Raw genomic sequence first — 13,492 nt, 5'->3', positions numbered from 1 at the left:
GCACTGGCGGCCGTGCAGATCTTTATTCTCATGAAGCGGGCGTAGTCAGACGACCTTGATAGGGCGCAGGCACCATAGCATCAATGCACAACTGGTGACAAGGTAAGCGTCCCGCTGGTGGTGGCCGCTCGCTGCGGCCGTGGTCGAGACGGCCTGCGCGTTGTCTGCTCGCAACGCGCAGGCCGGTCAGCCCGCTTCGGCGACTCAATTCGCCAGCAGGATGCGCAGCATGCGGCGAAGCGGCTCGGCGGCGCCCCAGAGAAGCTGGTCGCCGATGACGAAGGCCGACACGTATTCCGGACCCATATTGAGCTTGCGCACCCGTCCGACGCCGACTTCGAGCCCGCCGGTGATGGCGGCCGGCGTGAGTTCCTTGACCGTCACCGCGCGATCGTTCGGCACCCACTTCACCCAAGGGTTGCCCGCCTTGATGATGGATTCGATCTCGGCCAGCGGCAGGTCCTTCGTGAGCTTGAGCGTCAGGGCCAGGCTGTGGCAGCGCATGGCGCCGATGCGCACGCAGAGGCCGTCGACCGGAATGACGGCGGGCGTGTCGAGGATCTTGTTGACCTCGGCCTGGCCTTTCCATTCTTCCTTGGACTGGCCGTTGTCCAGCTGCGCGTCGATCCAGGGGATGAGGCCGCCGGCCAGCGGCGCGCCGAAGAATTCGGTCGGCACGTCTTCGCGGATGGTGGCGGCGACCTTGCGATCGATGTCGAGGATGGCGGAGGAGGGCGTGAGCAGCTCTTCGGCCACCGCGCCGTGCACCACGCCCATGCCCTTGAGCAGTTCACGCATGTGGTTGGCGCCGCCGCCGGAGGCCGCCTGGTAGGTCATGGAGCTGACCCACTCGACCAGGCCCTGCTTGAACAGGCCGCCCAGGCCCATCAGCAGGATGGAGTTGGTGCAGTTGCCGCCGATGTAGTTCTTGACGCCCTTGGCCAGCGCGCGCTGGATCACGTCGTCGTTGACCGGGTCGAGCACGATGACCGCGTCGTCCTTCATGCGCAGCGTGGAGGCGGCGTCGATCCAGTAGCCGGTCCAGCCGGCGGCGCGCAGCTTGGGGAAGATCTCGGTGGTGTAGTCACCGCCCTGGGCGGTGATGATGATGTCGCACTTCTTCAGCGCTTCGACGTCGTGGGCGTCCTGCAGGGTGGTGTGGGTCCGCGCCTGCGCCGGGGCCTTGCCGCCCGCGTTGGAAGTGGAGAAGAACACCGGCTCGATGACGTCGAAGTCACCTTCTGCCTGCATGCGATCGATCAGCACCGAGCCGACCATGCCACGCCAGCCGACCAGACCTACCAACTTGCTCATTTTCAAACGCCCCGTTCAGTGAAGAAATCGTGAATCGAAAAAACTCGACCGGACTGATTTCGCCTGGCTCGTCTGGGCCAGGGAGGGCGCACGACGAACCAGGCTGTTCAGCCTTTAATGGTCGTGGTTTTGGTGGTGATTGCGCGCGCGGCCCCGCCTGCCAGGGCGGCAGATGCGGTGTTCAGGGGGAACGGGCGGGCGGCAAACATGGCTGGGGATTGTAGCGGATCCTGTCATGGCCCGGACATGCGTGAAGCGGCCGATGGGGACTTATAGTTCCGAGGCTCCGGATATTCAATGCCCTGGCCTCCCATGCCCGATTCCGCCGGCCCGACCCCCCCCTTTCACGCCCATCCCACCTTCCCCGCCCTCCAGGACGACCTGGCCCATCTCCACGACCTGCTCAATCACAACAGCGACTGGGTCTGGGAGGTGGATGCGAAGGGGCGCTATACCTATTGCTCGGCCATGGTCATGGCCCTGCTGGGCCGGCCGCCCGAGGAAGTGCTGGGCAAGACGCCGTTCGACTTCATGCCGCCGGCAGAAGCCGCCCGCGTTGGCGAGGCTTTCGGCGCGATCGTGCAGGCCGCGCGTCCGTTCTCCGGACTGGTCAATCGCAACCAGCGGCCCGACGGCAGCATCGTGGTGCTGGAGACCAGCGGCATCCCGCTTTTCGATGCAACAGGCCAGCTGCGCGGCTATCGCGGCATCGACCGCGACATCTCGGCCCTGGGCGAGCGCGTGCTGCAGCTCGAAGCGGTGTACGACACGGTGCCGGTGGTGCTGTGCTCGGTCGATCGCACCGGCGCGATCGTGATGGCCAACCAGGCGATGGCGGCGTTGCTGCAACGTCCGCTGGCCGAGGTCGCCGGACTGCTCGTGGCCGAGGTGATGCCGCCTGCCATCGGTCAGCTGCAGGGCGATTTCGCCCGCGCCGACGAGGACGCGGACATGCGGCTGCCGAGCCACGAGTTCGAATGGAAGGACCGCTGGTTCTACGCCACGCCGCACGTGTTGCGCGACGCGCTCGGCGCGGTCGTCGGCATGTCGATGGCCTGGATCGACATCACCGCGCGCAAGCATGCCGAGCAGCAGCTGACCGACGCCAACCAGCGGTTGGAGCTGTACGCCCGTCAGGATTACTTGACCGGCCTCTACAACCGTCGCTATCTCGACGAGCGCCTGGCGCGCGAGATCGCCCGGGCTCGGCGCGAAGGCGAGACGCTGGCGGTTTGCATGGTCGATGTCGACTACTTCAAGGCCTATAACGACCGCCTGGGCCATCTGGCGGGCGACGACTGTCTGCGGGCGGTGGCGCAGGCGCTGGCCGAGCAGGTCACGCGTCCGGGCGACCTGGTGAGCCGCTACGGCGGCGAAGAGTTCGTGGTGGTGCTGGCGGCGACCGACGAGAACGGCGCCCGGCTGGTGGCCAACCGCATCCGCGCCGCGGTGGAGGCGCTCGGCCTGCCGCATCCGGAGGCGCCACTGGGCATGGTCACGGTGAGTGCGGGTGCGGTCGCTTGCCGGCCGGCGACCGATCTGCCGGACGTCGCGTCGCTGCTGCGCTCGGCCGACCAGGCACTTTATGCGGCCAAGCGCGCCGGCCGCAACCGGGTGGCGGCCGGGCTGGATCGAGCGGCCTGAAACCCGGCCGCACGATGCCCGCCGTGGCGAATCAGCCGGCGAGCGCCGCAACCACGGCGTCACCCATTTCCACCGTCTTCACCCGCGTGGTGCCTTCGGAATAGATGTCTGCCGTGCGCAGGCCCTGGGCCAGCACCTTCTGCACGGCCGCTTCGATGCGGTCGGCGGCTTCGGGCTTCTGCAGCGAGAAGCGCAGCATCATCGCGGCGCTCAGGATGGTGGCCAGCGGGTTGGCCACGCCCTTGCCGGCAATGTCCGGCGCACTGCCGTGGCTCGGCTCGTACAGGCCCTGGCCGCGCTCGTTGAGCGACGCCGAAGGCAGCATGCCGATGGAGCCGGTGAGCATGGCCGCGGCGTCGGAGAGGATGTCGCCGAACATGTTGCCGGTGACGACCACGTCGAACTTCTTGGGCTCCTTCACCAGCTGCATCGCGGCGTTGTCGACGTACATGTGGTCGAGTGCGACGTCCGGGTACTGCTTGCCGACTTCGGTGACCACATCCTTCCAGAGCTGAAAGGTTTCCAGCACGTTGGCCTTGTCGACGCTGGTGACGCGACGGCCACGCTTCTGCGCGGCCTTGAAGGCCACGTGGGCGATGCGTTCGATCTCGGGGCGGCTGTAGCGCATCGTGTCGAAGGCTTCCTCCGATCCGGGGAAGTGGCCGTCGGGCGCACTGCGGCGGCCGCGTGGCTGGCCGAAGTAGATGTCGCCGGTGAGCTCGCGGATGATGAGGATGTCCAGTCCTGCCACCAGCTCGGGCTTGAGGCTCGAGGCGGCGACCAGCTGCTCGTAGCAGATGGCCGGGCGGAAGTTGGCGAACAGGCCCAGGTGCTTGCGCAGGCCGAGGATGGCCTGCTCGGGGCGCAGCGGGCGGTCGAGCGTGTCGTACTTCCAGTCGCCGACGGCGCCGAACAGGATCGCGTCGGAAGCCTTGGCGAGGTTCAGGGTGGAGTCCGGCAGCGGATGGCCGTGGGCCTCGTAGGCGGCGCCGCCGACGGGCGCGGTTTCCAGGGACAGGTCGAGCTTCAGCGCGTCGAGCACCTTGACGGCCTCGGCGACGATTTCGGGGCCGATGCCGTCGCCCGGCAGGATGGCGATTTTCTGGGTCATGTTCTGGGTTTTCTCGGATCGAATCGGATGGAAGCGGTGCAGACTTTTCAGGCGCCCGCCATGGTGTGGGCGAGCCAGGGCTTGGTGGCCAGGCGCTGGGCCTCGAAGGCCTGGATCTTGTCCTTGTGGCGCAGCGTCAGGCCGATGTCGTCGAAGCCATTGAGCAGGCAGTAGCGGCGGAAAGCGGCGACGTCGAAGGCGATCTCTTCACCGCCTGGCTTGACGATGACCTGGCGCTCGAGGTCGACCGTCAGCTGGTAGCCGGGGAAGGCGGCGACTTCGTCGAAAAGCTGCGAGATGGTCGCCTCGGGCAGCACGATCGGCAGCAGGCCGTTCTTGAAGCTGTTGTTGAAGAAGATGTCGGCGAAGCTCGGCGCCAGGATGGCGCGAAAGCCGAACTGGTCGAGCGCCCACGGCGCGTGCTCGCGGCTAGAGCCGCAGCCGAAGTTCTTGCGTGCCAGCAGCACGGATGCGCCGGCATAGCGCGGCTGGTTGAGCACGAAATCGGGGTTGGGCTTGCGCGAAGCCGGATCCTGGCCCGGCTCGCCGTGGTCGAGATAGCGCCACTCGTCGAACAGGTTCACGCCGAAGCCGGTCTTGCGGATCGACTTGAGGAACTGCTTGGGAATGATCGCGTCGGTGTCGACGTTCTCGCGATCCATCGGGGCGACCAGGCCCTGGTGTACGGTGAATTTTTGCATGGTGATTCCTTGATCGAGGTTGGTTGCAACGCCACCGCCCGGTTATTCCGAGGGATACCGCGGACCGGCTTTGCCGGGCCGCCAGTGTCGCCCCCGGCAGGAGGTAGGCGTAGCGACACGAAGTGCGCGAAGCCTGGGGGGGAGCTAAATCCTCCTGACGTCGACGAAATGGCCGTGCACGGCAGCGGCCGCGGCCATGGCCGGGCTCACCAGGTGCGTGCGGCCACCGGCGCCTTGCCGGCCCTCGAAATTGCGGTTGCTGGTGGAGGCGCAGCGCTCGCCCGGCTCCAGCCGGTCGGCGTTCATGGCCAGGCACATGGAACAACCCGGCTCGCGCCATTCGAAGCCGGCGGCCACGAAGATCTTGTCCAGCCCCTCGCGTTCGGCCTGCTCCTTCACCACGCCGGAACCCGGCACCACCATCGCCAGCTTGACGTTCTTGGCCACCTTCTGGCCGATCTTCTTGACGACGGCCGCGGCCTCGCGCATGTCCTCGATGCGGCTGTTGGTGCAGGAGCCGATGAACACCTTGTCGATCACGATGTCGTCGATCGGCTTGCCCGGTTCCAGGCCCATGTAGGTCAGCGCGCGCTCGATGGCGCCGCGCTTGTTGGCGTCCTTTTCCTTGTCGGGGTCGGGCACGCGGGCGTCGATGCCCAGCACCATCTCGGGCGAGGTGCCCCAGGTGACCTGCGGCACGATCTGGCCGGCGTCGAGCTCGACGACCGCGTCGAACACCGCATCGGCGTCGGAATGCAGCGTTTTCCAGTAGGCGGCGGCCTGGTCCCATTCCACGCCGGTGGGCGACAGCGCACGGCCCTTGACGTAGTCGATGGTCTTCTGGTCGACCGCCACCAGGCCGGCCCGTGCGCCGGCCTCGATCGCCATGTTGCAGACCGTCATGCGGCCTTCCATGCTGAGCGCGCGAATGGCCGAGCCCGCGAACTCGATCGTGTAGCCGGTGCCGCCTGCCGTGCCGATGCGGCCGATGACGGCCAGCACGATGTCCTTGGCGGTGCAGCCGCGCGGCAGTTCGCCTTCGACCTTGATCAGCAGGTTCCTGGCCTTCTTGGCCAGCAGCGTCTGGGTGGCCATGACGTGCTCGACCTCGCTGGTGCCGATGCCGTGCGCCAGCGCGCCGAAGGCGCCGTGCGTGGAGGTGTGGCTGTCGCCGCAGACGACGGTCATGCCCGGCAGGGTGGCGCCGGTTTCCGGTCCGATCACGTGAACGATGCCCTGGCGCTTGTGCATGAAGGGAAAGAACGCGGCCGCGCCCAGGTCCCGCATGTTGTCGTCGAGCGTGGTGATCTGCTCCTTGCTGATCGGGTCGGTGATGCCGTCGTAGCCGCGCTCCCAGCCGGTGGTGGGCGTGTTGTGGTCGGCGGTGGCGACGATGGAGCTCACCCGCCAGACCTTGCGGCCGGTCTGGCGCAGGCCCTCGAAGGCCTGCGGGCTGGTGACTTCGTGCACCAGGTGGCGGTCGATGTAGAGCACGGCAGTGCCGTCTTCTTCGGTGTGGACGACGTGTTCGTCCCAGATCTTGTCGTAGAGCGTGCGTCCCATGGCGATCTTTCTTTTCGTGGCGTTCGTGGGGAGGGGAAAGGGGCCTCAGGCGACCGCTTGCAGCGTCGGCCTGGCGGCGGTGAGGTGTTCGACCAGCAGGCGGGTCGTGGCGGGCAGGGCGGAGAAATCGCGGGCGACCAGGCGCAGTTCGCGGCGCGCCCAGTCGTCCTGCAAGGCGACGGCGCGCAGGGCGCCGACGCCGCTCATCAAGGCGAAGGCCCGGTCCGGCAGCACGCCGATGCCCAGGCCGTTGTCGATCATGCGGCACATGGCGTCGAGGCCGGTGACCTGGATGCGCTGGCGCAGGCTGCGGCCGGCGCGCGCGGCCGAGCGTTGCATGGCCAGGCCGATGCTGCTGCCGGCATGCAGGCCGACGATGTCGTAGTCGAGGGCGTCGGCGAACAGGCATTGCTGTTGCGACGCGAGCCGGTGGCCCTGCGGCACCACCAGCACCAGCCGGTCTTCGCGGTAGGGCAGGTTTTGTAGGGAGTCGTCGGCGGATTCGGCGAGGTGGCAGACGCCGATGTCGGCAGCACCTTCTCGCACCGCCTGCGCGACGGCCGCGCTCAAATGCTCTTCGAGGTCGATCTTGACCCGGCCGTGGGCCGCGACGAAGGCGCCCAGGTCTTCAGGCAGGAACTGCACGATGGCCGAGATGTTGGCGTGGATCCGGATGTGGCCGCGCACGCCTTCGGCGTATTCGCTGAGCTCGCCCTGCATCTTCTCCAGGCCGAACAGCACCGAGCGGGCATGATGCAGCAGGTTTTCGCCGGCCGGCGTGAGCGTGACGCCCCGACTGTGGCGGGAGAGCAGGGGTGTGTCGACGGCAGCCTCGAGTTCGGCCAGGCGCTTGCTGACGGCGGAGGCGGCGATGAATTCGCGCTCCGCCGCCCGGCCGATGCTGCCCAGCTCGCAAACTGCAACGAACAGCTGGAGCGAGGTCAGGTCGATACGGCGGGCGAAATTGCGTTCGGAGTTCTTCATCGTGGCATCGCCTTTTGCGATGAGCCTACAATTTTCCCTCAGAAATTAATCTTTGCCATCTTCTATGGCGATGGCTGGCGTCGGGATTTACGCTTATCCCAACCCAGCAGGCGGCGCGGACCGATCAAGTCGACCGGCCCGCCGGCCATCAGCTGAAGAGATTCTTCAGCTTGTCCGTCCAGCTCTCGCCACTGGGCGAATGTTTGGCGCCACCCTTCTTCAGCGACTCCTCCAGTTCACGCAACAGCTTGCGCTGGTATTCGGTGAGCTTCACCGGCGTTTCGACCGCGATGTGGCAGTAGAGATCGCCCGGATAGCTGGCGCGCACGCCCTTCACGCCCTTGCCGCGGAGGCGGAACTGCTTGCCGGCCTGGGTGCCTTCGGGAATGTCGATGGCCGCCTTGCCGGCGAGCGTCGGCACTTCGATTTCGCCGCCGAGTGCGGCGGTGATGAAGCTCACCGGTACCTGGCAATGCAGGTCGTCGCCATCGCGCTCGAAGATGTCGTGCTTGCGCACGCGGATCTCGATGTACAGGTCGCCGGCCGGGCCGCCGTTGGTGCCCGGCTCGCCGTTGCCCACGCTGCGGATGCGCATGCCGTCGTCGATGCCGGCGGGAATCTTCACCTCGAGCGTCTTCTGCTTCTTGACCTGCCCCTTGCCATGGCAGTTGGTGCAGGGCTCCGGAATCACCCGGCCGCTGCCGTGGCAGGTAGGGCAGGTCTGCTGCACGCTGAAGAAGCCCTGGCGCATCTGCACGCTGCCCTGGCCGTTGCAGGTGTGGCAGGTCTTGGCGCTGGTGCCCGGCTTGGCGCCGGAGCCGTGGCAGACCTCGCAGGCTTCCCAGCTCGGAATGCGGATCTGCGCTTCCTTCCCGCGCGCCGCCTCTTCGAGCGTGATCTCCATGGCATAGCTGAGATCGCCGCCGCGATAGACCTGACGCCCGGCGCCAGCGCGACCCCGGCCGCCACCGCCTTGGCCGAACATGTCGCCGAAGATGTCGCCGAAGGCCTCGGCGAATCCGCCGAAGCCTTCGGCACCGGCGCCGCCGCCGCGCATGTTGGGGTCGACGCCGGCGTGGCCGTACTGGTCGTAAGCGGCGCGTTTCTGGGAGTCCGAAAGCATCTCGTACGCTTCCTTGACCTCCTTGAACTTCTCTTCCGCGCCCTTGGCTGCATCACCCTGGTTGCGGTCAGGGTGGAACTTCATCGCAAGCTTGCGATAGGCCTTCTTGATGTCTTCCTCGGTAGCGTTCTTCGCCACTCCCAAGGCTTCGTAATAATCGCGTTTGGTCGCCATCAGCGTTCCATTAATTCGGTTTTGAAGGTCCGCTCGATGCGGCGGTCAGCCACTCGGGCTGGCACGGATGCCGCAAGGTCCCGGGCGCCTGCGAGCCACCGGTCGATCTCGCAAGCCTCATGCCGGCCCGCTGATGGTCAGCAAACCGGCGCTCATGGGGTCGAAAAGGCAAGCCTCGTCCTGAACGCGAGAAGCCGGCCGGCCGGGAATGTTCCCTACCGGCCGGCTTGTCGCTCGTTCGTGGCGATCAGCCCTTCTTGACTTCCTTCACTTCCGCGTCGACGACGTCGTCGTCGGCCGGAGCGCTGGTCGCCGTGTGGGTCTGCTGCGGCTGTTCGGCCGATGCCTGCGCACCGCCGGCGGCCTGTTCGGCTGCGTAGATCTTTTCGCCCAGCTTCTGGCTGGCGGTCATCAGCGCATTGCTCTTTTCCTCGATCGCAGACTTGTCTTCACCCTTCAGGGCTTCTTCCAGGTCCTTGACCGCAGCCTCGATGGCTTCCTTCTCGCCCGCTTCGAGCTTGTCGCCGTGCTCGCCGAGCGACTTGCGCACGCTGTGCACCGCGCCTTCGGCCTGGTTGCGCGCCTGCACCAGCTCCACTTTCTTCTTGTCGTCAGCGGCGTTGAGCTCTGCGTCCTTCACCATCTTCTGGATCTCGTCCTCGGAGAGGCCGGAGTTCGCCTTGATGGTGATCTTGTTTTCCTTGCCGGTGCCCTTGTCCTTGGCGCCCACGTGCAGGATGCCGTTGGCGTCGATGTCGAAGGAGACTTCGATCTGCGGCAGGCCGCGCGGTGCCGGCGGAATGCCTTCGAGGTTGAACTCGCCCAGCGACTTGTTGGCCGAAGCCAGCTCGCGTTCACCCTGGAACACCTTGATGGTCACGGCCGGCTGGTTGTCGTCGGCGGTGGAGAAGGTCTGGGCGAACTTGGTCGGGATGGTCGTGTTCTTGGCGATCATCTTGGTCATGACGCCGCCGAGCGTTTCGATGCCCAGCGACAGCGGGGTCACGTCGAGCAGCAGCACGTCCTTGCGGTCGCCGGAGAGCACCTGGCCCTGGATGGCGGCGCCGACGGCCACGGCTTCGTCCGGGTTCACGTCCTTGCGCGGCTCCTTGCCGAAGAACTCCTTCACCTTTTCCTGCACCTTGGGCATGCGGGTCATGCCGCCGACCAGGATCACGTCGTGGATCTCACCGACGGCGACGCCGGCGTCCTTGATGGCCATCCGGCAGGGCGCGATGGTGCGCTCGATCAGTTCCTCGACCAGGCTCTCGAGCTTGGCACGGGTCAGCTTGATGTTCAGGTGCTTGGGACCGGACGCATCGGCGGTGATGTAGGGCAGGTTGATGTCGGTCGCAGCGGACGACGACAGCTCGATCTTGGCCTTTTCGGCCGCTTCCTTCAGGCGCTGCAGGGCCAGCACGTCCTTGGACAGGTCGACGCCTTGTTCCTTCTTGAACTCGCCGATGATGAAATCGATGATGCGCTGGTCGAAGTCTTCGCCGCCCAGGAAGGTGTCGCCGTTGGTCGACAGCACTTCGAACTGCTTTTCGCCGTCCACGTCGGCGATCTCGATGATGGACACGTCGAAGGTGCCGCCACCCAGGTCGTACACGGCGATCTTGCGGTCGCCCTTTTCGTTCTTGTCGAGACCGAAGGCCAGCGCGGCCGCGGTCGGCTCGTTGATGATGCGCTTGACGTCCAGGCCCGCGATGCGGCCGGCGTCCTTGGTGGCCTGGCGCTGGGCGTCGTTGAAGTAGGCCGGCACGGTGATGACGGCCTCGGTCACGGCTTCGCCCAGGTAGTCCTCAGCGGTCTTCTTCATCTTGCGCAGGATCTCGGCAGACACCTGCTGGGGCGCCAGCTTGTTGTCGCGCACCTGCACCCAGGCGTCGCCGTTGTCGGCTGCGGCGATCTTGTAGGGCATCAGGTCGATGTCCTTCTGCACTTCCTTCTCGGTGAACTTGCGGCCGATCAGTCGCTTGATCGCGTAGAGCGTGTTGCGCGGATTGGTGACGGCCTGCCGCTTGGCGGAAGCCCCGACGAGGATCTCGCCGTCTTCCTGGTACGCGATGATGGACGGCGTGGTGCGAGCGCCTTCGGCGTTCTCGATCACCTTGGTGGTGTTGCCTTCCATGATGGCGACGCACGAATTGGTCGTGCCCAGGTCGATACCGATGATCTTGCCCATGTGAATTTCTCCTGATCTAAAAAATCTGTTGTCGTCGAGTTGTGGATAACTTTGCGCGATTCAAGGGGTGCACCCTTCGGAAAAGCGGCCGTCCCCCGACGGCATCCGGGGCCGCGCGTCGCGCAGGCCTTACTTGGGAGCCGCCACGGTGACCAACGCCGGGCGCAGCACGCGATCGGCGATGGAATAGCCTTTCTGCAGGACGGTGACGACGGTGTTGGGTTCCTGCTCGGCCGGCACCATGCTGATCGCCTGGTGCTGGTGCGGGTCGAACTTCGTGCCGGCGGCCGGCGCGATCGTCATGACCTTGTTGCGCTCGAGCGCCGCGACCAGTTGGCGAAGGGTCGCCTCGACACCCTCGCGCAGCTGCTCGGGTGTGGCTTCCTTCACCAGCAGCGCGGCGTCCAGGCTGTCGGCCACCGGCAGCATGCTGTCGGCGAAGCTCTCGATACCGAACTTGCGGGCCTTGGAGATTTCTTCTTCTGCGCGGCGCCGTGCGTTTTCGGCCTCGGCCTTGGCGCGCAGATATTGGTCGGCCAGCTCCGCGCTCTTGGCTTGCAGCGCGGCCAGTTCTGCCTGGGCTTGCGCCAGGGCGTCGGCCGAGTTCGCGTGCAGCGCGGCTTCGAGCTCTTCCGGGGTCTGGGCCGTGGACGTGTTGGGGGCTTGGTTCTGTTCGCTCATCTTTTTCTGAAAAGGGCGGAAGTTGAATGTCACGCGCGTTGAACTTGGGACGTCGGGAGGGGTTTCAAGAGGAGCACACGCTATTTCTTTGGAAAATGGGGTGCCCGCGAGCGAATGAGATGAATCTGTCGCCTTTTGTTGAACGACCCGCCAATGGCGGCTATACTCGTGGGCTTTGCCTTGTCGTACCGCTTTTAGACGCAGCGGGCGACTGCCACCCGGGCTGCCTGCAAGTGCAGGCGTCGAGCCCCATCCACAAGGAGAGTCTATGCGTCATTATGAAATCGTTCTCTTGATCCACCCGGACCAGAGCGAACAAGTCCCGGCCATGCTGGAGCGCTACAAGGGCATGATCACCGCCGGCGGTGGCAAGGTCCATCGCGTGGAAGACTGGGGTCGCCGCCAACTGGCCTACCTGATCAACAAGCTGGCCAAGGCGCACTACCTGTGCATCAACATCGAAGCCGACCAGGCTGTGATGGCCGAACTGGAGCACGCCTTCAAGTTCAACGATGCCGTTCTGCGTCACCTGACCGTCCTGCGCAAGAAGGCCGATACCGGTCCGTCTTCCATGATGAAGACCGTCGAGCGCGAAGAAGCACGCAAGGCCCAGCAGGCCGAGTTCGCTGCTTCCGGCGAGCGTCCGGACCGCGGTGATCGCGGCGACCGTGGCGATCGTGGCGGTGACCGCTAAGCAGGCGCGCTGAGCGCGATCCCGAGCATTTGCTACGAGGGAGTGGAAAACCACCTTGTGATCTCCGCCTTCATTTCCGAAGCGAAACCCATGCGTTACACGCCCGCCGGGCTGCCCGCACTGGACATGCGCATCGAACACGTCTCCCGCATGACCGAATCCGGTCAGGAGCGTGATGTGAAAGTGGATATCAAGGCGGTCGCCATCGGTTCCGTCGCCGAAAGACTGGCCGGTCAGGAGATCGGCAGCCAGTGGCGATTCACCGGTTTTCTGGCCTCACCTCGCAGTGCGCGGACCGTCGTGTTCCACGTCCAGGATTTTCAACAGGTTTAATTTTCAGGAGTCCACCATGCCCGGACCGAAACGTTTCAACAAGGACAAGCGTCCCAAGCGCAACACCCAATCGCTGCTGTTCCGCCGCAAGCGCTTCTGCCGCTTCACCGTCGCCGGCGTCGAAGAAATCGACTACAAGGACGTCGACACCCTGCGCGACTTCATCGGCGAAAACGGCAAGATCGTTCCCGCACGCCTGACCGGCACCCGCGCGATCTACCAGCGCCAGCTCAACACCGCCATCAAGCGCGCCCGCTTCCTGGCCCTGGTCCCGTACAGCGACCAGCACAAGATCTAAGGAGTCACCTGTCATGCAAATCATCCTGCTCGACAAGGTCGTGAACCTCGGCAACCTCGGCGACATCGTCAAGGTCAAGGACGGCTTCGCTCGCAACTTCCTGATCCCGACCGGCCGCGCACGTCGTGCCACCGCTTCGGCCAAGGCCGAATTCGAAGCCAAGCGCGTCGAACTCGAAAAGGCTGCAGCCGCCAAGCTGGCCGAATCGCAAGCCATCGGCGAAAAGCTTTCCGGCAGCACCGTCAAGCTGACCCAGAAGGCCGGCGTCGACGGTCGCCTGTTCGGCTCCGTCACCAACCAGGACATCGCTGACGCCCTGGAAAAGGACGGCTACAAGGTTGCCAAGTCCCAGATCCGACTGCCCAACGGCCCGATCAAGACCGTTGGCGACAACACCGTCGCCGTGCAACTGCACACCGACGTGGTCGTGGAGATCACGGTCACCGTGTACGGCGAATCGGTCTGAGGCTTAAACGCCCGATCGCGAAGGCCGCCTCCGGGCGGCCTTTTTCATGTCTTTTCGTCCGTGAAATCCTGGATGCATACAGGGTGCTCCACCGCTCATGCACTGGTTTTCCACAGGTTTATCCGCTGACGCGTACCCGGCTGCGCCGTCGCCGCTTACCCGGCCGCGCCGTAGACGTACGCCTAGCCGCGCCGTAGCATCCGCGGTCGCTCCGCCAA

Annotated in this window: 13 protein-coding genes; 5 read left to right on the top strand and 8 right to left on the bottom strand. The window is 65.5% G+C overall.

Features of this window, described 5'->3' with window-relative positions:
- Nucleotides 1–204: 204 nt before the first annotated feature.
- Complete coding sequence (asd, locus tag R9X41_RS13240) at nt 205–1,314, bottom strand: aspartate-semialdehyde dehydrogenase (protein ID WP_318630922.1); 1,110 nt, start codon at nt 1,312–1,314, stop codon at nt 205–207.
- Nucleotides 1,315–1,626: 312 nt separating this feature from the next.
- Between asd and R9X41_RS13235 the strand changes: the two genes are divergently transcribed.
- Complete coding sequence (locus R9X41_RS13235; RefSeq protein WP_318630921.1) at nt 1,627–2,958, top strand: sensor domain-containing diguanylate cyclase; 1,332 nt, start codon at nt 1,627–1,629, stop codon at nt 2,956–2,958.
- Nucleotides 2,959–2,989: 31 nt separating this feature from the next.
- Here R9X41_RS13235 and leuB read toward each other — a convergent pair whose 3' ends face one another.
- The 7 genes from leuB to grpE all read right to left on the bottom strand — a co-directional run bounded on the left by leuB (nt 2,990) and on the right by grpE (nt 11,483).
- Nucleotides 2,990–4,069, bottom strand: a complete 1,080-nt coding sequence (gene leuB / locus R9X41_RS13230; RefSeq protein ID WP_318630920.1) for a 3-isopropylmalate dehydrogenase — start codon at nt 4,067–4,069, stop codon at nt 2,990–2,992.
- A gap of 47 nt (nt 4,070–4,116) precedes the next feature.
- Nucleotides 4,117–4,770 carry a 3-isopropylmalate dehydratase small subunit gene (gene leuD / locus R9X41_RS13225; RefSeq protein ID WP_318630919.1) on the bottom strand — a complete coding sequence of 218 codons (654 nt, stop codon included), beginning with the start codon at nt 4,768–4,770 and terminating at the stop codon, nt 4,117–4,119.
- Between the two features lie 144 nt (nt 4,771–4,914).
- Nucleotides 4,915–6,333 (bottom strand): 3-isopropylmalate dehydratase large subunit, encoded by a 1,419-nt coding sequence (leuC, locus tag R9X41_RS13220; protein ID WP_318630918.1) that lies wholly within the window; start codon nt 6,331–6,333, stop codon nt 4,915–4,917.
- Between the two features lie 45 nt (nt 6,334–6,378).
- Nucleotides 6,379–7,317 (bottom strand): LysR family transcriptional regulator, encoded by a 939-nt coding sequence (locus R9X41_RS13215; RefSeq protein WP_318630917.1) that lies wholly within the window; start codon nt 7,315–7,317, stop codon nt 6,379–6,381.
- A 148-nt stretch (nt 7,318–7,465) separates the two neighbouring features.
- A complete protein-coding gene (gene dnaJ, locus R9X41_RS13210) occupies nt 7,466–8,614 on the bottom strand; it encodes a molecular chaperone DnaJ (protein ID WP_318630916.1) in 1,149 nt (382 codons plus the stop codon).
- 247 nt (nt 8,615–8,861) lie between these two features.
- Nucleotides 8,862–10,802 carry a molecular chaperone DnaK gene (gene dnaK / locus R9X41_RS13205; RefSeq protein ID WP_318630915.1) on the bottom strand — a complete coding sequence of 647 codons (1,941 nt, stop codon included), beginning with the start codon at nt 10,800–10,802 and terminating at the stop codon, nt 8,862–8,864.
- A gap of 129 nt (nt 10,803–10,931) precedes the next feature.
- Nucleotides 10,932–11,483, bottom strand: coding sequence for a nucleotide exchange factor GrpE (grpE, locus tag R9X41_RS13200; RefSeq protein WP_318630914.1), 552 nt, complete (start codon nt 11,481–11,483; stop codon nt 10,932–10,934).
- A 268-nt stretch (nt 11,484–11,751) separates the two neighbouring features.
- Between grpE and rpsF the strand changes: the two genes are divergently transcribed.
- Genes rpsF through rplI form a run of 4 tightly spaced genes read left to right on the top strand, consistent with a single transcriptional unit; the run spans nt 11,752 to nt 13,274 of the window.
- Nucleotides 11,752–12,177, top strand: a complete 426-nt coding sequence (gene rpsF / locus R9X41_RS13195) for a 30S ribosomal protein S6 (protein ID WP_318630913.1) — start codon at nt 11,752–11,754, stop codon at nt 12,175–12,177.
- A gap of 42 nt (nt 12,178–12,219) precedes the next feature.
- Nucleotides 12,220–12,510: a primosomal replication protein N gene (gene priB, locus R9X41_RS13190; RefSeq protein ID WP_318630912.1), complete on the top strand. Its 291-nt coding sequence runs from the start codon at nt 12,220–12,222 to the stop codon at nt 12,508–12,510.
- A gap of 16 nt (nt 12,511–12,526) precedes the next feature.
- Nucleotides 12,527–12,808, top strand: coding sequence for a 30S ribosomal protein S18 (gene rpsR / locus R9X41_RS13185; protein ID WP_160554545.1), 282 nt, complete (start codon nt 12,527–12,529; stop codon nt 12,806–12,808).
- 13 nt (nt 12,809–12,821) lie between these two features.
- Entirely contained in the window at nt 12,822–13,274 is a 453-nt protein-coding gene (rplI, locus tag R9X41_RS13180) for a 50S ribosomal protein L9 (protein ID WP_318630911.1), read from the top strand.
- The last annotated feature ends 218 nt before the right edge of the window (nt 13,275–13,492 follow it).

This window comes from Xylophilus sp. GOD-11R (assembly GCF_033546935.1).
In the GTDB taxonomy this organism is placed as follows: Bacteria; Pseudomonadota; Gammaproteobacteria; order Burkholderiales; family Burkholderiaceae_C; genus Xylophilus.
Note: the sequence above shows the minus strand (reverse complement) of the source record. Positions and strands in the feature narration are given on the sequence as shown.